This window comes from Nocardia sp. 2TAF39, assembly GCF_052114905.1.
Taxonomy (GTDB): Bacteria; Actinomycetota; Actinomycetes; order Mycobacteriales; family Mycobacteriaceae; genus Nocardia.
On the sequence record NZ_JBFRFQ010000020.1, the window covers coordinates 44,159 to 65,022 of the forward strand.

The following is a 20,864-nucleotide window of genomic DNA, read 5'->3' on the forward strand; positions in this document are numbered from 1 at the left end:
TACTCGACGCCACCAGGGTTATGGCGAGAAGCCGTGCGAGAGTTCTGCTCAGTGCTGTGCTGGTCCGGGTCAGCCGATGACGGCGTTCATGATGGTGCCCGCGCTGGTGGCGATGACGCCGCCGATCATGGCGCCCGCCACCATCTTCGGCGACTCGAGTCCGCCGCCGGTCCACTTCTCCCAGGCGAAGCGGCCGCCCGCGTAGATGATGCCGCAGACGCCCGACAGGAGCACGAACCACGTCAGGTAGCGGACCAGTTGAAGGAACTTGTCGGAAATCGGCGGAGCCTCGGGGGTGGGGTTGCCGATCTGCGCCAGGGTGTCGTAAGCGGCGGCCAGGATCATCGTCGTTCGCTCATTCCGGATTCGGGACAAGGGCAGTGATTCGCTGTGAAGATCGTATCCGTTCGTCCGCCGTGATGCAGACGGGTCGGTGTGGCGCAGGAGAGTTCGTGCATTCTGCGGCCTTGCCGGGTCGGTCGAAGAGCTGGAAGATGGGTGGGGCACGGTGATCGAGAACGTGGTTATCGTGCGTCGTCAGACTCGTGGGCGGTTGCTGTGACCACTGGACGCGATTCGGGTTCTTGATCCCCGCACCGGATTTCGCAGCCGGTACCGTGCCTGCTCGGCAGAACCCGCCCACGGTGGTGCGGCCGGGCCCGTATTCTCATTCACGATCGAATTCCTCGGTGGTCGAACAGCTTTCGTGTGGCGGCTCGGCGACGGCAAGGTTGTACTCGAGCGTAGGGAGTAGACGGTGAGCATCATTCTGGCGTCGGTCGGCGAATCGATCACCACACTGGCGCAGATCGGCAATCCGACCCCGGAGGCTCCTCCTCTGTCGGACAAGCTATTACAGTTCGTTCGGTATCTGACCTGGTTCGCGCTGCTGTCCGGCATCGTCAGCATCATCTACGCGGGCGGCAGATTCGCCTGGGAGAAGTGGACCGGTGGTGCATTGCAGTCGCCGAAGATGATCGCGGGAGCCATGCTCGGTGGTGTTGTCGCCACCAGCGCGGGCACCATCATGAACACCATCCTGGGGATCTGACCGAGGACCGCTCCGCGATCCTCGGGTGCAGGTCCGGACCGTCGTAGACGGCAATGAGAGTGGCACCGAGCGCGACGTGGTGGCTGCCGGATCACAACGACAGGTCTTGCATCGTGCGCAGTTCGCCGACGCCGCGCCAACCTACGCGCAGAGTTTCGGTCACCGACCTCTGAGCGATAGCGCGGCTGTCGCGCGGGCTGCCTCGACGCCATGGCCATCGATCCGCGGCGGACCGCGAAAAACTTGCCACGCGGTCGGTCGTGCACGACATTCTGCCTGGCGGGTGGGGATGGCGATGCCCCATTTCTCGCCGCGCTCCACGCTAGGGTGCACCGGTGGAGCCTGGACGAACCGCGCCGGCCGGTCACCGACCTGGTCGACGCACTGATCACCGTGCTGCTCGGGCTTGTTGCGCCTCTGCGGTGCTGACCAGCGATTTTCGCGGCGGGGGTGGCTATACTCCAGGGCGGATCTCGCGCGGTGCCCGATGGAATCGGAGGCGGAGCAGGACCATGGACGACAGGACCGGGAACAGGCCCGTGGTATCACGGCGCACCGTGCTCGGCATGGCCGTGACGTCGATGGCTGCGGTCGGCATGGCGGCGTGCGGCAGATCGGATGAGGGCGGCTCGATCGTTCCCACCGCGCCCGGCGAGGCGGCGGCGATCGCCAAGGACGCATACATTTTCGGCTTTCCGCTGGTGTTGATGGATGTCACCCGCGCAGCGGAGGAAGCGACCACTCCCGTCAACCGGTTCCACCACACCACGTCGCTGCCCACCTCCGCGCAACGGGATTTGGTGCGGATGAACCTGGACACGCTGTACTCGACCGCCTGGCTCGATCTGACGGCCGAGCCGATGGTGCTGCGGGTTCCCGCGATGGACGGCGGGCGGTACTGGCTGGTGCAACTGCTCGACGCGTGGACGAACACCGTGCACAACCCGAGCAGCGTTCGTCCACGCGCGAAGTCGGCTGCGCCGCCGTACACCTACGTGGTGACCGGTCCCGGTTGGTCGGGTGCGCTGCCGGACGGTCTCACCCCGATGCCGATGCCGACGCCGACGGTGTGGCTGATCGGCCGAATTCAGGTCGATGGCAACAACGACCTTCCGGCCGTTCGTGCGCTGCAGCAGGGGCTGAAGCTGGTTCCGCTGAGCGCGTGGATCGCGGGAACGGATCCGCCGGCGCCCGCCACGCCGCCCAGCGCGCCGGCGGAGGCGCAGCCCCCGCCTGCCCAGGTCGCGAAGATGGACGCGCGCGCCTTCTTCGACCGGATGTGCGCAGTGATGTCGATCAATTCTCCTGCGCCCGACGACGCGCCCGCCATGCGACGCTTCGCCACCATCGGCATCCGGCCGGGTGGCAAGGTCGAGGGCATGTCCGACGCCGAGCTCACGGCCGCGGCCGACACCGCCCGGGAGCAGATCCCGGTGGTTGTAGGTGCGCACACGGCCAATGTGAACGGCTGGGTCTACGACCCCAGCGTCGGCAGGTACGGCATCAACTATCCGCTACGCGCTGTGATGGCCTGGGTAGGTCTCGGCATCGGCCTGTCGGAGGACGCCATTTATCCGACCCTGTTCACCACCACGGATGCCCGCGGCAGCGCGGGTCGCTTCCGGCTGCACTTCGCAACGGGCCAGTTGCCGCCTGCTGACGCGTTCTGGTCGCTGACCGCTTACGACGCGGAAAGCTACCTTGTGCCCAATCCGGCGGAGATCTACGCGGTCGGCCACGAGGTTCCGGTCGTGCTCAATCCCGACGGCTCCCTGGACCTCACGCTCCAGCATGCCGATCCCGGACCGAGCGTCCCCACCGGAAACTGGCTGCCCATCCCGGAATCGGGCCCGTTCTCGCTGACCCTGCGCCTGTACGTGCCGAAAGAGGAGGCGGTGCAAGGGCGTTGGAGCCCCCCGCCGCTCATGCCGCTGCTCTGAGCTAGTCCTCGCCCGCCCAGGTCCAGTGCGGGACCTCGCGGATCGGGTGCAGTTCTTCGTCGCTCGTCGCGTGCGAGTTCTGCTGGGCTACTCGCGATCCGAACGCCACATGCTCGTAGACGGCGGCGCGGAAGTCCTCGTTGCCCAGTAGTCCCGCCTCCTCGAAAGTCTCCAGGTAGACCTCCACGAAGCGCTCCCGCTGCGCGTCGGTGATCGTCAGACCGCGGTGCACCGCGATGATGTGGTCGAACCCCAGCTCGCGGGTGAAACGTGCGGGCCCGCCGAAGGATTCGGCGGTGAACCAGGTGAGATGGTCGACATGGTGTGGCCGTCGTTCGGTGAACAACGTCTTCAGGATCGGATCGGCGAGCGCTTTGTCGTAGAACGCGGCTTCGACGCGGTGCAGCGCGTCGCCGCCGCCGACGTGCTCGTAGAGGCTGGGCATGGGACCTCCGGGCCAAGAGAGGGGGCTGAAGTTCTCATTACAGGCCGCCCGCTCGCGAAGTGTCCAGGAATTCGAGGGTTATCCCTTGACGAGGGCTGCCTCGGACCGACCGGTCGCGTCCCGACAGAAGAAAGTAAACATGTTTTACTAAACACAGTTCACGTATACCTGTTCTGTGGTTGCATCTCCTCTTGGACCATGTTCCACACAATGTCGTGAGGTCTGTGCCACGCCCAGACCGGTAGGAGTTAGCCGTGACCACGCCCTCGATCCCCACTGGATTCGACTTCACCGACCCCGACCTGCTCGCCACCCGTCTGCCCATCCAGGAGTTCGCCGAACTGCGCCGCACCGCCCCGGTATGGTGGTGCGCCCAGTCCGGCCGCGCCAGCGGCTTCGACGACGGCGGATACTGGGTCGTCTCCAAGCTCGACCACATCAAGGAGATCTCGAAGAACCCGGAGGTGTTCTCCTCGCAGGAGAACACGGCGATCATCCGGTTCAACGAGGAAACCACCCGCGAGCAGATCGACATGCTCGGCGACATGCTGCTGCTGAACCTCGATCCGCCCAAGCACACCAAGACCCGCCGCATCATCTCCAAAGGCTTCACCCCGCGCGCGGTGGAGAGCCTGCGCGCCGCCCTCACCGAACGCGCCGCCAGGATCGTGCACGAGGCCAAGAAGTCCGGTGGTGGCGACTTCGTCGAACAGGTGGCCTGCGAGCTGCCGCTACAGGCCATCGCCGAGCTGATCGGCATCCCGCAGGAAGACCGGATGAAGATTTTCGACTGGTCCAATCAGATGATCTCCTACGACGATCCAGAGTTCGAGGGCGACCACCACGCCGCCACCGCCGAGGTGATGGGCTACGCGTGGAACATGGCCGAGCAGCGGCGCACGTGCCCGGCCGACGACATCGTCACCCAGCTGGTCAACGCCGACATCGACGGCGAGCATCTCGGCTCGGACGAGTTCGCGTTCTTCGTCATCCTGCTGTCCGTGGCGGGCAACGAGACCACCCGCAACTCGATCACGCATGGCATGAAGGCGTTCGTGGACAACCCGGAGCAGTGGGAGATCTACAAGCAGCAGCGCCCGCGCACCGCACCTGACGAGATCGTCCGCTGGGCCACCCCGGTGACAGCGTTTCAGCGCACCACGACCCGGGACGCAGTGCTCGGCGGCCAGGAGCTTCAAAAGGGTCAGCGGGTCGGATTGTTCTACGGCTCGGCCAATTTCGACGAGGACGCGTTCGAGAATCCGTTCATCTTCGACGTGCTGCGCAACCCGAACCCGCATGTCGGGTTCGGCGGCACCGGCACGCATTACTGTGTCGGCGCGAACCTGGCCCGGCTGCAGATCGACCTGATGTTCAATGCCATCGCCGATGTGATGCCGAACCTGCGGCAGGTCTCCGATCCGGTGCGGCTGCGCTCGGGCTGGCTGAACGGGATCAAGCGCTGGGAAGTCGAATACGCTTGAATCGACTGGTGCATCAGTCCAAACCGCGGGGCCGCTCGCCGATGGTGAGCGACGCCGATATCCGGCGGGTCGCCAGCACGCTGCTGGTCGGGCACGGGCCCGCCGCCGTCACCTTGCGCGCGATCGCGCGGGAGCTCGGTGTCACCGCTCCCGCGCTGTACCGGTACTACAAGTCGCTGGACGATCTGCTGGAAAGGCTGCGCCTGGACTTCTGCGCCGATCTGGCCGCGGAGCTGACCGCCGAGATCGCCACGCTGCCCGACGACGGCGCGGTGCAGTTCTTCGCCATCTGCCGCGGTTTCCGACGCTGGGCGCTGGCGCACACCCGGGAGTTCACCCTGGTATTCGCCTCGCCCGGCGCCGGCCGGGCTCGGGCACTGAGCCGGTTCGATGAGCCGTTCGGCCGCATCTTCCTCGGCGCGGCGGGGAGGCTGCTGGCCACCTATGACATCGTGACCCCGCCCACCGATGTCATCCCGCCGGAATTGCGCGAGGATCTCGTGCATTTCCAGACCGAGTTGCTCGCGGCGCTATCCGAATCAGGCCAGAAGTTCCCTGCCGAGAAGCTCGACCTCGGAGTGACCTACTTGATGATCCAGATCTGGGCCAGGCTCTACGGGCATGTCACGCTGGAGGTCTTCGGAAACTATCCGATCCCGCTGGCCAATCCGGAGATCTTGTTCGACGCCATGCTGGCGGACCTGGGACGGACGGCGGGCCTGATCGCGGGCTGAGCTCAGATGCGCGCGCCCTTGGCGCGGTTGCAGGAGCGGCACAGGATCTGGAGATTGGCCGCGCTGGTCGCGCCGCCTCGACTGAGCGGGATGACGTGGTCGAACTCGAGGTAGTGCTCGTCGCCGCATTCGACGCACTTGCCGCCATCGCGCTGCCACACCTCGGCCTTGACCTCCTGCGGGATGCTGCGGGTGTCGCGCTGCCCCGGCGTGAGCACCAGGCGTTTGGCCACACGCAACGCGCCTTCCAGTGCGGCGGCGACGTAGTCGGGATCGGCGACGGCGAACGTCCCACCGCCACGGGACGAGGTGGCCGCGATCACCACCGTCTCCTGTTCCGCGTGCACGGAAATGATACGGGACCATGGCATTTCGGTGCCCGCGCCGGCGCCGACGAACCGCAGCTTCTTATTGCTGCCGATCAGCCTGCCCTCGGTGAGCTTCGGGCCGCGGGCGAGCTGGCGCACATGCATCGCGGGCAGATCCACGTGCACCTTCTCCTCGGGGTCCAGGTGCAGGCCTGGCGTGCGGACCACCGGTAGATCGCCCGCACGCAGCCGGGACAGGGTACGTCCGCGGTGCATCCGCCTGCGCAGGTCCTCGATCAGCGGGCCGCCGAGCGCCAACTCGGTGACCGCCTGCTCGAACAGCTCCAGTTCCGCGTGCTGGACCTCGCCGTCGGCGAAGGTGAAGGTGACCAGCCGCTCCACGTAGCTGAGCGCCGCGGCGCGTAAGGCGCGGCGGCCCGCGTCCGCGTCGATCCGCTGGTAGCGCAACGACGCCCAGAGTGCCGCCCACTCGGGTCCGCGTGGACCGTATGTGGTGAGCACCCGCCACGCCTGGGTGTGCCAATGGGTGAGGTACTCCTCGATCTCCAGCTCGCATGCCTGGCAGGGCGCGAGTCCGCCGAACAGCTTGCGGCGGAGCGGATGTCCGCGGCGCGTGCAGTGCCGATCGCTCGGTGGGCGGCGCGGGTAGGTGGCGCTCGTCCACTCCGTGCCGTCCCACCAGCGCATGCGCTCCGGAGTTTCGGGGTCCGAATGCCAGTCGGCCAGCTCGGGATTCGGGGGTGGTGGGGGCGCGGCGGGTCCGGTTTCCGATGTGTGCCGGGTCAGGTCGACCGGGCGGTACGACCCGGGCATGGCGGTGGTCTCCGCGCGGTCGAGCAGGTCGGTGCGCGGCTGTCCGGACGCGCTTGCGTCCGATCTATTGTGCGCCGGTCCTTGTCCGGTGGGGTCGTCGACGTCGTCGCGATTCGAAGAAACCCGTTGCACCACAACGTCTTCGGTGGCCAACCCGCTCGCTACGTCCGCCCGCGCCGACTGGGCACTCCTGCGAGGCGGATCGGAGGCGAAGGACCCGTGTGGAAAGTGTCGGATCGGAGCGAGTTCGTTCCGATCGTGCAGGCCGGGGGGAGCGGGGTCCAGGTGTGCGCCGGTGGCCGACCGCGCCGAGCGGACTTCCTGCGACGGCGACGTACGGGCGGATCGGTGCAGACGGAATGGGTCGGTGGGGTGCGCAGTGCGGGCCGGGTCCGCCGGATCGTCGACCTGGACGCCGAATTCGCTGACCAGTCCCGCCAGGCCGCTGGACCAGCCTTGGCCGATGGCGCGGAACCGCCACCGCCCAGCTCTGCGGTAGAACTCGCCGAACATCAGCGCGGGCACCGCGTCCGCGTCCTCGATCTCGAAGGTCGCCACCGCCCCGTCGACGGCGTGCACGGTGAGGGCCAAACCGGTGATGTCGCCGAAGATTCCGTTCTCGACCGAGCCGGCGACGACGATCCGATCCACGTCCGCTTCGGTGCGGGGCAGTGAGACGCTCAGCCGCGCGGTCCGCGGCGCGGGCTCTTGGTCCAGCGTCACCGCCTGGGAGACGTGGCGCGGTGCGTTGTAGAACACCAGATCCCGGTCCGACCGGACCCTGCCGGACTCGTCCAGGAGCAAGGCGTGCGCGTCCACCTCATGCTCCGACCGCCATGAAACAACCACGGCTAGAAGGGATGTCGGTACCGGTGCGTTGGCACCTTTGCTGAGTTTCATCGTGCTCGAACTATGCCACGACCCTCCGACACGCCGAACGCGCGAGGTACCGTCCCTCGGCGGGGCGCGGACAACGCGCGCGGTCCCGTAATACCGCGTTCGTACCGCGCGGTACGGCACAGTATTCCCATGACGAACCCGAAACGCCCGGGTCGCAGGCCCTCGACCCCGAAGATGCCGGGTGGGCGCGTGCCCGGTCCCTCCGACATCTTGGCCGCCGCGCAGGTCGCGGTCGAAGCGGCACAGACGGCGGCGGGTCAGGCGCTGGAAGCCGCCCAGCTGACCGCGAGCTCGGCGTTCGACGCGGCGGTGCGGCTACCTCCGGCGTCGGCCCAGCTGGCCGCGCAGCTGCCCGATCTGGTCGAGAGGCTGTCGATCGCCGTCGAGCGGCTGAACTCCACGATCGATCGCTTGGACCGGACGCTGGCGCTGGCCGATCCGGCCTTCGTTGCCTACGACAGGCTGCTGCCCAGGCTGGAGGCGATGATCGCGCTCGGCGAGGACGTGTTCAGCCGATTGTCGAAGGTGCCCGGCGTAGCTTTGCTCGGCAAGCTGACCGGCCTGACCGCACCGGAAAAGCCGGTCGAGCCGCCGGCGTCGAAGTCGACCAAGCGGCGTCGGTGAGGTGGGCGGCCGCATGAAGTTCGCCGATCGGCGGGCCGATGAACCGCTACGATCGTCGGCCCCTGCGGCATCCCGCGGTACGCCGACGCGATAGCCGCCGTTGTGCGGCAGGAATTCGCGGGTCAGGCTATCGCGGTGGGCGCAGGTCGAGGTCCGCGGGGCCGGTCCCGGTGGCGCGGCAAGGGGTGCGCCGCTCGACCTCAGCGGGGGGCGTGGACTGTGGCCGCGCGCAAGGTGGCGGCCGCCTTGAGCAGGACCTCGTGGTATTCGTCCTCGGGATCCGAATCGAGCACGATGGCGCCGCCCGCCCCGACCCGCCAGCGGCCGTCGTAGCGCACGGCGGTGCGGATGACGATGCTCAAGTCCGCGGTGCCACCGAGCCCGAGAAAGCCGATGGTGCCCGAATAGACCCCGCGCGCTTCGGTTTCCAGCGCGTCGATGATCTCCAGGGTGCGCAGCTTCGGCGCGCCGGTCATCGAGCCGCCCGGGAAACACGCGCGCAGGCAGTCGACCACGTCGACCTCGGGCCGCAGCCTGCCGCGCACGGTGGACACCAGCTGATGCATGGTCGTGTACTGCTCGGTGGCCATCAGTTTCGGCACGTACACGCTGCCGATCTCGCACACCCGGCCGAGATCGTTGCGCAGCAAATCGACGATCATCAGGTTCTCTGCCCTGGTCTTCGGGCTGTCGGCCAGCTCGCGGCGCAGACGCTCGTCCTCGGCGGGGGTAGCGCCGCGTGGCGCGGTGCCCTTGATCGGTTTGCTCTCCACGGTACGGCGGCGGTCGACCTTGAGGAAGCGCTCCGGCGAGGAGGAGGCGATGTCGAGGTCGTCGAAGCGTAGGTAGGCGGCATACGGCGCGGGGTTGCAGCGCCGCAGCGTGCGGTAGAAGTCGAGTCCGTCGGCTTCGTGGGCGGAGATTGTCGCGCTGTCGGTCAGGCAGATCTCATAGGACTCGCCGGCATGCAGTCGCTCCTGGCAGACCGCGATGTCGGCGAGGTAGCGCTCTCGGCCGCGGGTGAGCAGCGGTGCGACCGCCTCGCGGTCCGAGGGCACCTCGAGCGTCGGCGGATTCGTCCAGGTCGGAAGGGTATCGAGGGTCTCGCGGGTGTCGCGCAGCCAGTCGGCGCCCGCCCGGACCGTGTCCGGTGTCGCGTCGGTCAGCGAGAGCAGATGTGTCCGCCCGCCCATGTGGTCGACCACCACCATCCGGTCGGCGAAAATCCACTGCGCGTCCGGTGTCGGTGCGCGATGGACCGCGTCCCCGCCGCAGTCGGCCTTGACCTCGTAGCCGAGATAGCCGACGTACCCACCCACGAAATCGAAAGGCAGATCGGGAAGTTCGAGCTGACGGGCCCGCAGTTCGGCGGCCAGGTAGTCGAGAATGCCGCCCGCGACGGTGCGCCGATGGCCGTCGGACGACTCCACGGTCACCTCGCCGTCGCCCACCCGGTAGCGCAGCACCTCCGCAAGGGGACCGCTCGCGTCACCCAGGAACGAGAATCGGTCCAACCCGGGTTCCACGTGCTCACTGTCCAGCCAGAACGCTGTGGGAGAGTTGCCGTAGAGCCGCATGAACGCGCTCTCGGTATCGATCGCCCGCCCGATCACCTCCTGCTGGAGCCGGAACGTCCGGGGAAGTGGAGCCGAGTACTCGGTGCGAGCCGAAACCGCTCGCGCGAAGGACGATTCGACGGCCGAGCGCTCGAATCGCACTGCAGCGGCCGGGAACTGCTCTGGCGCGAGTGCCGAGATCGGAGTGGAGGATGGTGGGCCCGCGGTGCTTGCTTCCGGGGCGATCCCACCCTCTGCCTCCACCGGGTGTCGCGGTGCGGCGACGCGCCCGGCATTCGACCGAACCCGGCGCGCCGCGGTGAGATTCGCGAAATTGCGTACTATTGCCGCGCCGAACTCGCCGGCGATCGATTCGGGATGGAACTGCACACCCCACTGCGGCCTCCGGCGGTGCCGTACCCCCATGACGACGTCGTCCGCGGCCACCGCGGTGACCTCCAGGTCCCGTGGCAATGGCCGCAGCGCACACAGTGAGTGATACCGCACGGCGGTGAAGCCCTGCGGGATTCCGGTGAACAGATCCCGGTCGTCGTGCTCGATTCGGTCGAGAAATCCATGTCGTGCTGCGGGCGCCGTGGCAACGACGCCCCCCGCGGCGACCACGATGCCCTGATGTCCGAGGCACACCCCGAGCAACGGCAGTTCGGTCTCGCGAATCACGGCCGCGGAGATCCCGATGTCCCGCGCGACGTCCGGCCGCCCCGGCCCCGGCGAAACGACCACGTTGTCGAAGCGGGCGAGTTCCAGCTCGGCGACGGTCCGCACCTCGTCGTTGCGCACGACCGTCGGCTCGACGCCGTTCACCTCGCTGATCAGCTGATACAGGTTATAGGTGAACGAGTCGTAATTGTCGATCAACAGCGTGTGCATGGTGTCCGAAACCCTACGCCGCGCCGGTCGGAGCAAACTGTTGTCATGCGCCGTCAGTTTGTGCGGCCGGGTGGTGCACAATGTGGGGCATGTCTGTTGCGCAACCGGTGGATCCCGCGGTCGTCGACTTCGCCGTCGTCGGAAAGTGGATGGATGAGCAGGGGCTTCCCGCCGGCGAATTCGAGGACGTGACCGCGCTGGGTGGCGGAACGCAGAACATCATGCTCCGCTTCGTTCGAGGCGGCCGCGGGTATGTGCTGCGTCGCGGGCCGAAGCACTTGCGCGCCAAGAGCAACGACGTGATCCGGCGCGAAGCCCGCCTGCTCGGCGCGCTCAACGGCACCGAGGTGCGCGCGCCCCGAGTGATCGCGGCCTGCCCCGACGAATCGGTACTAGGCGCGGTCTTCTACCTGATGGAGCCGATCCACGGGTTCAACCCACAGAACGAGCTGCCCGAACCGCACGCGAGCGATCCGGAGATCCGCAGGCGGATGGGTCTGTCCGCGGTCGAGGCCATTGCGCGGCTCGGTGCGCTGGAGTACCAGGCACTCGGTCTGGCCGATTACGGCAAGCCCGAGGGCTTCCTCGAACGGCAGGTGCCGCGCTGGCTCGGCGAACTCGAGTCGTACGCGGTGAACGAGGGCTACCCTGGGCCGGAGATCCCCGGCGTGGAGCGGGTCGGGGAGTGGCTGGACCGGAACCGCCCCGTGCACTGGACGCCCGGGATCCTGCACGGCGATTGCCACCTGGCGAACATGATGTTCTCCTTCGACGGTCCGCAGGTCGCGGCGATGGTCGACTGGGAGATGTCCACGATCGGCGACCCGCTGCTCGACCTCGGCTGGCAGATCGCGACCCGACCGGAGCCGGGTACCACCGGCGCGGCCCTGGTCGGCAAGCTCGGCGCCGTCGGTGGTCTGCCGACCCCTGCGGAGATGGTCGCGCACTACGGCCGGTTCTCCGATCGCGATCTGAGCGCTGTCCCTTGGTACACCGTGCTGGCTTGCTTCAAGCTCGGCATCGTCCTGGAGGGCACGCACGCCCGCGCGTTCGCGGGCAAGGCGCCCAAGCGGGTCGGCGACTTCCTGCACGCCATCACGCTGGAGCTTTTCGACCGTGCGCAGCGCCTGATGGCATGACCCGTCGGGATGTTGCCGAAGGTGGCGCGAGTCGCGCAGTGAACGCAGCGACGGGGCGGTCTTCGCGGTGGGGTCGTTCGCCAGGTACTTCGCGCACGACCTGGCGCACCTCGTGCACGACGTCGGCGGCTGAGCGTGGCACAGTACTAGAACGCGTTCGGAGTACCTGTTCGGCCGTATCGCTGAATTTTCCGACCGGCACTAGAACGCGTTCCACTTTTCTCGTAGTGTGGGTGCAGTCACATATAAGCACGTGCATGCGAGAGGGTCGACAGGAATGAAGACGAAGGGCGCGATCCTGTGGGGGATCGACCAGCCGTGGTCGGTGGAGGAAATCGAGATCGGTGACCCGGTCGCAGGCGAGGTGCAGATCCGGCTGGAAACGGCCGGCATGTGCCATTCCGACCATCACATCGTGACCGGTGCGACCCCGATGCCCGCCTATCCAGTGATGGGCGGCCACGAGGGCGCGGGCGTGATCACCGAGCTCGGGCCGAACACTCCCGCCGACCTGCAGGTCGGCGACCATGTGATCCTGTCGTTCATCCCTGCCTGCGGCCGCTGTCCGGCTTGCGTAGCCGGACATATGGCGCTGTGCGACCTCGGCGCGGGCCTGCTGATGGGGCAGGCGATCAGCGACGGCACCTACCGGATCCAGGCGCGCGGCGAGAACGTCATCCCGATGTGCTTGCTGGGCACTTTCTCCCCGTACATGACCGTGCACCACACCTCGGTGGTGAAGATCGATCCGAGCATTCCCTTCGAGGTGGCGTGCTTGGTCGGCTGTGGCGTCCCCACCGGCTTCGGCTCCGCCACCCACGTCGCCCAGGTGTCTCCCGGCGAGACCGTGGTGATCGCGGGCATCGGCGGCGTCGGGATGAGCGCGCTGCAGGGCGCTGTGCTCTCCGGCGCCTCGAAAATCGTTGCCATCGACCCGAACCCGTGGAAGCGTGAGCAGGCGCAGAAGTTCGGCGCCACGCACACCTATGAGAGCATGGCCGCCGCGATCATGCCGCTGATGGAGGCCACCGAGGGGCGGATGGCCGAGAAGGTCATCCTCACCATGGGTGAGATGCACGGCGAGTACATCGAAGAGGGGCTGATCCTCACCGCCAAGGCGGGCACCGTGGTGGTCACCGCGATGGGCCGGATGGACGAGAGCGACGTCAAGCTGAACAGCTTCCTGCTGTCCATGCTGCAGAAGACGGTGAAGGGCTGCATCTTCGGCGGCGGCAACGCCCGCCAGGACGCGCCGCGCCTGCTCGCGCTGTACAAGTCCGGCCAACTCAACCTGGACGACATGGTGACACGCAGCTACTCGCTGGACGAGATCAACCAGGGCTATCAGGACATGCTGGACGGCAAGAACATTCGCGGCATCATCAAGTACACCGAAGCCGACTGGTAGACCGGATCAGCGCTGTTCGGCGGGCCGGGTGGCGGTCTGTGCGAACAGGTCGTACGCACCGGCTCGTCGAGGGGGACCGGGGCGCCCCTTGCCCGCCCGATACACCTCGACCGTGCGCTCGAACGCCACGTCGCCGTCCGGAATCGAGTAGCGGCTGACATGCTGCTGACGGCCCGCGAAGTGCCTCTCGGGCTCGTCACACATGGTGAGTCGATGGCAGTGGCGGGGTTCTCGTAGGCTCGCAGCGTGCGTTCACTGGAGCAGATTCGGGAATGGCCGGTTCGGCACGCGGCGGCGGCGGTGGTCACCGCGGACGGCGGCATGGCGAGCGAGGGCGAGGTCGACCGGGTCTTCCCGCTCGCGTCGGTGACCAAGCCGCTGGTGGCCTACGCCGTGCTGGTCGCGGTGGAGGAGGGCGCGATCGAACTGGACCAGCCCGCCGGGCCGCCGGGCGCCACGGTGCGCCACCTGCTGGCGCACGCGTCGGGACTCGCGTTCGACACCACCGATGTCCAGGCGGCTCCAGGCGCCCGCAGGATCTACTCGAGCGCGGGCTTCGAGGTGCTCGCCGGGTTCGTCACCGAGCAGACCGGTATCGCGTTCGAGGAGTATCTGCGCGACGCGGTGTTCCAGCCGCTCGGCATGACGGCTTCGGTCCTCGCGGGCCCCGCGGGACACGCGGGCCGGTCCACCGCGGCGGACCTGACGCGTTTCGCGGCCGAATTGCTGGACCCGCAGTTGATCTCCGCGCAGACGCACTCCGAGGCCACCTCGGTCCAATTCCCCGGACTCGATGGTGTGTTGCCCGGCTACGGCTCGCAACGCCCCAACGACTGGGGGCTCGGTGTCGAGATTCGCGGCGGAAAGACGCCGCATTGGACCGGTGGCACGAATTCGCCACGCACGTATGGCCATTTCGGCCAATCCGGGACGTTTCTGTGGGTCGACCCGAACGCGGGGGTGGCATGTCTTGCCCTGAGCGACGAGAATTTCGGCGACTGGGCGCGTGCGGCCTGGCCTCCCTTGAGCGATGCCGTCATGGCGGAGGCGAAAGCCGCACGCAACACGATCGCAAAGTAACACGTGTAACTTCGGGCACTCCAGTACACTCGGGCAACGCCAGTTCGACGAGTCGTTGGGGAAGACGTTCCTCGTCGAAGCTGGAGGTATTGGTGGTGCGAGCATCGAGTCAGTTCGCGGATGCGACGGCGGGTGTGGTCTACATCCACTCGTCGCCTGCCGCGCTGTGCCCGCATGTCGAGTGGGCACTCACCTCGACCCTCGGCTCCCCGCCAAAACTGCGTTGGACCGCACAACCGGCCGACGGCCAACTGCGCGCAACCAGCGACTGGATCGGTCCCGTCGGCACCGCCTCCCGGATCGCCCAATCGTTGCGCTCCTGGCCGGTGCTGCGTTTCGAGGTGACCGAGGACCCCAGCGACGGCGTGGACGGTGAGCGCTACAGCTTCGTCCCCGGCCTAGGTTTGTGGCACGGTTCCACCAGCGCCAACGGCGACGTCACGATCGGTGAGATGCGCCTGCGCGCGATGCTGCGGTCCACTCACGAACTCGGCAAGTACTCCGCCTACGACCTGGCCGCGGAAATCGACCGTGCCCTCGGCACCGACTGGGACGAGGACCTCGAAATCTACCGTTACGGAACCGAATCCGGCGCCGAGGTCACCTGGCTGCGCCGCGACGTGGGGTAGACACAACCCGCGATCCGTGTGGGTCCGCCATGAGCTACCAACCTCCGGGCAAGGAGCGACGGACCTGGTCCAATGCTTCGGGAGTGCGAGCCCGAACGAACAGGCAGTCTGCTGGGTCCACGCGCAACAGAACATCCGGGCCTGCGAACCAGCGATACCCGGCCTCAGCCGGGAGCTGAGGATATTCCGGTATCGGCAGCCGCGAATACAGTTGCTCCAACCTGGTTTCATCACTGAGGGTCAGGCAGTTGACGTCGCCGAATTCTTCCATTGCCGAGTACACCGATTCCGACAACACCACTTCGATGCAGGCCAACGAGAACCGGTCGAGCCATGGAAGACAAATATCTGAAGACTCATCGAAGATGTCCGACCGAACCATCACTGGAGGATCCGGCACAGCAAGATCAGCCATCGATATACCCAGATCCCAGATACCCTGGTTCTCCACCCTGAATGTCAACATCTCCCCGTCCTCGTCCATCTGGAGGCGATCCGGCGGCAGGAATTCGTCCTGGTTGCTCGTCAGATCCGCCCGCCGCCCGAACAACCCATACGCCTCACGCATCGCCAGCGGAAGCCGGAAGCCGAGCCTGTTCTCGACCGCCGCGAGTTCGGCGTCGGTCCACCCATCCGCAGCGGTCAAAGGCGAGCTCCAGTGCGCCGCAAAGCCCTTGATGAACTGCCAGGCGCCGGCCCGATCAGCGACGCCGCGAGCGAGTTCCGCACATACATCAAACCCAGTCGACATGCTGGGGAACCCTACCGGGTCGATCCTTCCCACCGGAGCGACCCCGGCAATCCATCGAAGCGCTCGAAGAGACGCAAACTCGCTGGGGCGAAACCGAATTCGGTGCCGTGATCGCCTGGCTGCATTGCAAGGATGGAATGGACACATACCCGTCGGCCCACGAGAGTCGTTGAACTACACTGCTTTCCATTTGGTGAGGTCGCGCATCGAGCAGGCTCGTAGAGGGGGTGGCCGTGCCGAACGGCATCGCATTGGGGGTAATCGGTGATGTCCTGTATTCCGTCGTGCAGACGGATCAGCCTTGGGAACTGGATATCGACTCCATTGTGGCGTCGGTGGGAAGCTCGCTCGGCTCGCTGGCGATGGCGCTGAAGAGACAGTACCCGCGAGCGCCGTGGCCTTCCGTTCAGTTCGAACGAATCCACGCCGATCAACCCGCTGTGCTGGACCTGTCGGAGGCGCGGAGCGACGATACGTCGCTGCGCCGAGCGATCCTTGTCACCCCCCGCGATCAGCCAGCTGATTTCGGGGACGTCACAGATGCTTCGCTGCGTCTCGCCGCCAGAAGCTCCGTCGAGGCCGCGGCAACGGAGGGAGCGAAGGCGGTCGGGTTTTCCTTGCTCGGTGCCGGAGCACTGGCGGAGCCCGTGCAGCATGTCGCGGCCGTTCTCGTTCCCGCCGTCGTCGACGCGGTTCAGGCACTGCGCGGCCATCGGCCGGATCAACTCGTCTTCGTGTGTCAGACAGGGGAGACCGAAGATCTGATCAGACGAGAGTTCGAGCAGCTTCCGCAGGCCACCACGGAATTGGCCGGTGGCGTGGCCCGAGACCTGGTGGACCCCAATGTCGGGATCCCATTGACCGACGACAAGCTGGTCTTCGCCCCTTACGTGTCCATGCTGGCCACCGTAATGGCGGACCGGGCAACGCCGCTGCCGCTCTCCGTGGGTGTTTTCGGCGAATGGGGCTCGGGCAAGAGTTATTTCATGGCCATGCTGCGCGATCGAATTCAGGTGCTGGCGGAATCGGGCGACGATCGATATTGCGGTGAAGTGGTCCAGATCGGCTTCAATGCCTGGCATTACGCGGACACCAACCTGTGGGCCAGTCTCGGGGACGAGATATTCCGGCAGCTAGCGGGGACGGGCCCGTCCGCGCATGAAAGCGCTGAGCGAATTCGCGCCGAACTCGCCAACCGATTGGATCAACGGCGCCAGTTGGAAACCGCCACCTGTGAGGCACGGACCGTCGCCGCTACTCTGCAGGCGGAAGTGGACCGCGCGGTCGCGGAGCGCGCAGCCAGCGCCAGGGATCTTCTTGTAGCGCTACGGAATTCGAGTGCATTCCGGAGGAAGGTCGACCTGCTGTGGAGCCGGCTCGGCATCAAAGACGAGGTCGAGCAGGCGAAGCTGTTCTCCGCTCAAATGCACGGCACACTGACCGAGGCCGAGGTACTGCGGCGGGCGTCGGCCGAGCGCCACGGCCGGATTGCATTGACGGTGGCGCTCGGGCTGGTCGGGGTGGGTGTGCTCGCCGGACTCCTGGCACCGGCTGTGCGCGAAGTGGCGGCCGCCGTGGTCGGCCTCGTGACCGTCTGTACCGGGGGTGTGGGGTTCACTCTGCTGAAGCGCGCGCGCGACGGACTGCAGAATCTGCGACAAGTCACCGAGGATCTGCGCTCCGAGTTGAGCCGGGCCGCGGTCGCGGCGGTGCACGCCGACATGGCGGGCACACTGGACAGGTTGCGTGCCGCCGAAGCCGACCAGCGGGTGGCGCAGGCCCAACTCGACGACGTCGTCGCGCACGTCGGTGAGCTCGGTCGGCAGTTGGCTGAGCTGACACCGGGACGTCGGCTGTACACCTTTCTTGCCGACCGCGCCAACAGTGCGACCTACGCAGGGAGCCTCGGCCTGATCTCGACGATCCGGAAGGACTTCGAGCAACTGATCGAACTGATGGCCGACTGGCAGGCGCATCCCGAGGAATGGGAATCTCGGCGTCCAGTCGATCGCATCGTGCTGTACATCGACGACCTCGACCGCTGCCGCCCCGATCAGGTCGTCGACGTGCTCCAGGCCGTGCATCTGCTACTGGCTTTCGAGCTGTTCATCGTCGTTGTCGGGGTAGATCCGCAGTGGTTGTTACGTTCGCTGCACAGTCGGTACACCGAACTCCTGCACGATGGTGCGCTCGGTGATCCGGTGGACGAACGGCACAGGCCGGAGGACTACCTGGAGAAGATTTTGAACATCCCGCTGGTGTTGCCGAGCATGCAGCAGGGGAGCCTGGAACGCATTCTCCGTTCCATCGAAGCGGAACATGCCGATATCCCGACCAGACGTCCGGCGCCGGTAAGCGATATCCATAGCACGCAGTCGCTGCGCCTGCCGGATCCGCTCGAGGGCGAATCCGTCGATGCTGCAGTCATCACCGTCGAGCGAGGATCCGAGGTCGATACTCAGTGGCCCGCGGCCGTTCCGGCCCCACGACCCCGACCGCTCACGGAGTCGGAAATCACGCTGCTGTCTGCGCTGGACCTCCTGATCGATACGCCCCGCGAAGCCAAACGCCTGATCAATCTGTACCGCATGGTGCGCGCGACCCGCGACCTGTCCGACGCGTCCCGCTTCCTCGGTACCGACGGCCGACCGGGGGAATACCAGGCGGTCGTGGTCCTGCTGGGACTGCTCACCGCACACGCGCGGCTGCTGGGCAGCGTGCTGGATGCGCGACCGGACCCGGATCAGGAAATCGACGGCGGTCTGGCACACCGCCCTGCTCACCTACCCTGGTCGGACTTCATCGATGATGTCGAACCGCACTGGGTGCACAGCGGATGGATCAATCGGATCGTCGGACCACTGTCGGAAAGCCAGCTCCCACACTGGGTCCGGCTACACCGCGGTCTTGCCAGGGTATCCACAGTGGCCGATTTGCGTGATCTGTCCGATCTGCAGACCTGGCTGCCGCGCATACGCCGCTTCTCCTATGCCCTCTCGGCGGCCCGAAGCGCTCAGAACTGAAGTCGACCGGACTCGCCGGCGAACTGCCCGGCGGGCACAAGCCACCGAAGCTGGCGGCTGCTTCGTGTTCCTCCACCCGATCACTTCGCCTGAGCCGTCGAAGCGTCGATGTTCGTCCGCGGTTGCCCGGTCATTGCGGCGAGCCTCCCAGGTTGGGTGTGCTGTCGGCAGACGAGGTCGTCGTCGAGAGGCGACGATGTCGGAAATCGCGCGAAAGATGTCGGTTCCGACGCTTATTCTCCATCGACGCTCGACGTACTGTTCTTGTCAGGGCCTCAGCGGGCCACCCCGGACGGTTCCGCGACCTTCAATTGAACAGATGAGGTAGCGAGACCGCTACACCTATGACAGTCCTGCATCCAGCAACGGCGCTGGAAGGGCCACCAACGATGTCGGCCCGTCAGCGGGAGCTGAACCGAGAGGGCTGGCGAGCCGCAAACCGGCATGCACGTAGGCGATCTCAGCCTCGAGTGCGCCGGTTATCCCTCGCCAGTCGTCGACGGTGTCGTGTCGGTCGAGATAGGATGCGAGTTGGGATATCGCGTTGTGCGCCAACACTATTCCTTCTTCCTGGCCCGAATGCGCCTCTACCTGGAACCTTGACCACGCACACCCGCCAGGCAAGCGGCCCCGTTGTCAGCGGGGTCGCTTGCCTGGCCGGCGCGGTCCTGAGGCCGCCGACGAGATGGCCGGAACGGTATTCTGCTTGCCCGCCGGCACACTCCGGGCGTCTTGGAAGCGGGCCAGCGCGGCGATCGGGCGAAATGCGGCAGCGTGCCGTTCGCTTGTGGGCGCACAGGGGATCGAACCCGAGGAGCCGCTCCTGACGTGCAGTGTGCGTCGCACTTCCGGTTCCTGATCATTCCGATCGCCAAGTGCGGCTATCCTTTTGAGCACCCTGGAATACGGGTGCCCTGCGCAACCGCAAGCCTGGCCGATAGGGAGGTGTGGTGGTTGGGGGACTGCTTGTACGTTCTTGACAAGGGGAGTGCGATTCTCAGGATGAAGATTCTGGTTGTAGGTTCATTCCGTGACCAATCGGATGAAAATCTGAATGACTTCAGGTCCGCTTGTAGAGCGCTGGGTAGCGTCTTGGCGCGACAAAAACATAGGGTGATACTCTGTTCAACAAGTGAATCCACGGCCGACAGATATGTTCTGGAAGGAATGGATCAGTCTGCTGAAGTGGCGCAGGTAATTTTCTACAGATTGTATAGGGGTCTCGCGGATCCGGTAGCAGATCGAGTGACGGCAGAGCTGTTCGGGTCGCTAAACAATGTAGAAATAGATCAGCGCTACGTGGATGGGGGCTGGCGAGTAGTCCATCTGAAATCAATTAATGAGGCTGATTTGGTTATCTCGCTCGCCGGGGCGGAGCGAGGCACTGGAACGGTAATATACTCGGCCGAAGCTCTTGAGAAGCCGGTGTTTGTAGTCCCGATATTCGGTGGAGCATCGGAAGATGCATGGCGAGACTTCAAGCGGTTCTATACCTCTGAAGAGGCAGCATTGCTCCAGAGGCCTTGGCGAGAGGGTGGGACCTGGGCCGGCGAGCTGCTCGATGCTGCGGTGGATTTTTCCCGACGTAATCCGATTGCCAAAGTGCGAGTGTCGGACGCTATGGCTTCTGTGATTGTAAGTTTGAGTCTGGTAGCTGGATGGATAGCGGCTTTAATGAGAGTGGACGAGGGTCTGATTCCCCCTCTGGCATGGGCATATGCAATGATATTGTTCGCTACGTACTTCGGTGTCATGCTGCGTCATTCAATATCTTCGGGAAGATATGATTGGCGCCGACGTCTCTATGACTTCTTTCAGGCGATACTGGTCTCGTTTGCGGTGTTCATATTGGCAGAAGGTGTGAATGTCTTTGTCACCGATAAAGGAATTCTGCTTGATCGGGAAAGTGCCCGGCTGGTTGGATGGAGGTTATCTGTTATAGGGTTTTTCGGCGGGTTTTTGCTGGACGAGTACATCAAATCGTTGGAAAAGCGTGCAAGGAAAGCTCTCGAGGAGTAGGCGGGATTCCCGAGCTCGGGGCTCCGAGGATGGCGACCCATTCCCCTG

17 protein-coding genes are annotated in these 20,864 nt (G+C 65.9%); 11 read left to right on the forward strand and 6 right to left on the reverse strand.

The window, feature by feature from the left end:
• Positions 1–69: 69 nt before the first annotated feature.
• On the reverse strand, positions 70–345 hold the full coding sequence (locus tag AB4Z47_RS15135; RefSeq protein WP_195033234.1) for a hypothetical protein: 276 nt from the start codon (positions 343–345) through the stop codon (positions 70–72).
• 412 nt (positions 346–757) lie between these two features.
• Between AB4Z47_RS15135 and AB4Z47_RS15140 the strand changes: the two genes are divergently transcribed.
• Positions 758–1,051, forward strand: a complete 294-nt coding sequence (locus AB4Z47_RS15140) for a hypothetical protein (protein WP_441951303.1) — start codon at positions 758–760, stop codon at positions 1,049–1,051.
• A 512-nt stretch (positions 1,052–1,563) separates the two neighbouring features.
• Complete coding sequence (locus AB4Z47_RS15145; protein WP_441951305.1) at positions 1,564–2,991, forward strand: DUF1254 domain-containing protein; 1,428 nt, start codon at positions 1,564–1,566, stop codon at positions 2,989–2,991.
• A 1-nt stretch (position 2,992) separates the two neighbouring features.
• On the opposite strand, the gene AB4Z47_RS15150 is transcribed toward AB4Z47_RS15145, so the two are convergent.
• On the reverse strand, positions 2,993–3,436 hold the full coding sequence (locus AB4Z47_RS15150; RefSeq protein ID WP_441951307.1) for a globin domain-containing protein: 444 nt from the start codon (positions 3,434–3,436) through the stop codon (positions 2,993–2,995).
• 254 nt (positions 3,437–3,690) lie between these two features.
• On the opposite strand from AB4Z47_RS15150, the gene AB4Z47_RS15155 reads away from it, so the two are divergent.
• Positions 3,691–4,920, forward strand: coding sequence for a cytochrome P450 (locus tag AB4Z47_RS15155; protein WP_441951309.1), 1,230 nt, complete (start codon positions 3,691–3,693; stop codon positions 4,918–4,920).
• A gap of 41 nt (positions 4,921–4,961) precedes the next feature.
• The gene (locus tag AB4Z47_RS15160; RefSeq protein ID WP_441951401.1) at positions 4,962–5,654 is read left to right on the forward strand and encodes a TetR/AcrR family transcriptional regulator; all 693 of its coding nucleotides are present in this window, start codon (positions 4,962–4,964) and stop codon (positions 5,652–5,654) included.
• 2 nt (positions 5,655–5,656) lie between these two features.
• Here the strand turns inward: AB4Z47_RS15160 and AB4Z47_RS15165 are convergent, their stop codons facing one another.
• A complete protein-coding gene (locus tag AB4Z47_RS15165) occupies positions 5,657–7,696 on the reverse strand; it encodes a TerD family protein (protein WP_441951310.1) in 2,040 nt (679 codons plus the stop codon).
• A 129-nt stretch (positions 7,697–7,825) separates the two neighbouring features.
• On the opposite strand from AB4Z47_RS15165, the gene AB4Z47_RS15170 reads away from it, so the two are divergent.
• A complete protein-coding gene (locus AB4Z47_RS15170; protein ID WP_441951312.1) occupies positions 7,826–8,320 on the forward strand; it encodes a hypothetical protein in 495 nt (164 codons plus the stop codon).
• 200 nt (positions 8,321–8,520) lie between these two features.
• Here the strand turns inward: AB4Z47_RS15170 and pabB are convergent, their stop codons facing one another.
• Positions 8,521–10,767 carry an aminodeoxychorismate synthase component I gene (gene pabB / locus AB4Z47_RS15175; protein ID WP_441951314.1) on the reverse strand — a complete coding sequence of 749 codons (2,247 nt, stop codon included), beginning with the start codon at positions 10,765–10,767 and terminating at the stop codon, positions 8,521–8,523.
• Between the two features lie 89 nt (positions 10,768–10,856).
• On the opposite strand from pabB, the gene AB4Z47_RS15180 reads away from it, so the two are divergent.
• The gene (locus AB4Z47_RS15180; RefSeq protein WP_441951316.1) at positions 10,857–11,906 is read left to right on the forward strand and encodes a phosphotransferase family protein; all 1,050 of its coding nucleotides are present in this window, start codon (positions 10,857–10,859) and stop codon (positions 11,904–11,906) included.
• Positions 11,907–12,183: 277 nt separating this feature from the next.
• The gene (locus AB4Z47_RS15185) at positions 12,184–13,314 is read left to right on the forward strand and encodes an NDMA-dependent alcohol dehydrogenase (protein WP_441951318.1); all 1,131 of its coding nucleotides are present in this window, start codon (positions 12,184–12,186) and stop codon (positions 13,312–13,314) included.
• A 6-nt stretch (positions 13,315–13,320) separates the two neighbouring features.
• Here AB4Z47_RS15185 and AB4Z47_RS15190 read toward each other — a convergent pair whose 3' ends face one another.
• Positions 13,321–13,518, reverse strand: coding sequence for a hypothetical protein (locus AB4Z47_RS15190; protein ID WP_441951320.1), 198 nt, complete (start codon positions 13,516–13,518; stop codon positions 13,321–13,323).
• 42 nt (positions 13,519–13,560) lie between these two features.
• On the opposite strand from AB4Z47_RS15190, the gene AB4Z47_RS15195 reads away from it, so the two are divergent.
• Both AB4Z47_RS15195 and AB4Z47_RS15200 read left to right on the forward strand, forming a co-directional pair.
• On the forward strand, positions 13,561–14,394 hold the full coding sequence (locus AB4Z47_RS15195; protein WP_441951322.1) for a serine hydrolase domain-containing protein: 834 nt from the start codon (positions 13,561–13,563) through the stop codon (positions 14,392–14,394).
• Between the two features lie 95 nt (positions 14,395–14,489).
• On the forward strand, positions 14,490–15,023 hold the full coding sequence (locus AB4Z47_RS15200) for a DUF3145 domain-containing protein (RefSeq protein ID WP_441951324.1): 534 nt from the start codon (positions 14,490–14,492) through the stop codon (positions 15,021–15,023).
• A 34-nt stretch (positions 15,024–15,057) separates the two neighbouring features.
• On the opposite strand, the gene AB4Z47_RS15205 is transcribed toward AB4Z47_RS15200, so the two are convergent.
• On the reverse strand, positions 15,058–15,774 hold the full coding sequence (locus AB4Z47_RS15205; protein ID WP_441951326.1) for a hypothetical protein: 717 nt from the start codon (positions 15,772–15,774) through the stop codon (positions 15,058–15,060).
• Positions 15,775–16,007: 233 nt separating this feature from the next.
• Between AB4Z47_RS15205 and AB4Z47_RS15210 the strand changes: the two genes are divergently transcribed.
• Together AB4Z47_RS15210 and AB4Z47_RS15215 are read left to right on the forward strand one after the other, a co-directional pair.
• Positions 16,008–18,797, forward strand: a complete 2,790-nt coding sequence (locus AB4Z47_RS15210; protein WP_441951328.1) for a P-loop NTPase fold protein — start codon at positions 16,008–16,010, stop codon at positions 18,795–18,797.
• Between the two features lie 1,002 nt (positions 18,798–19,799).
• Entirely contained in the window at positions 19,800–20,816 is a 1,017-nt protein-coding gene (locus AB4Z47_RS15215; protein ID WP_441951330.1) for a hypothetical protein, read from the forward strand.
• Positions 20,817–20,864 lie beyond the last annotated feature (48 nt).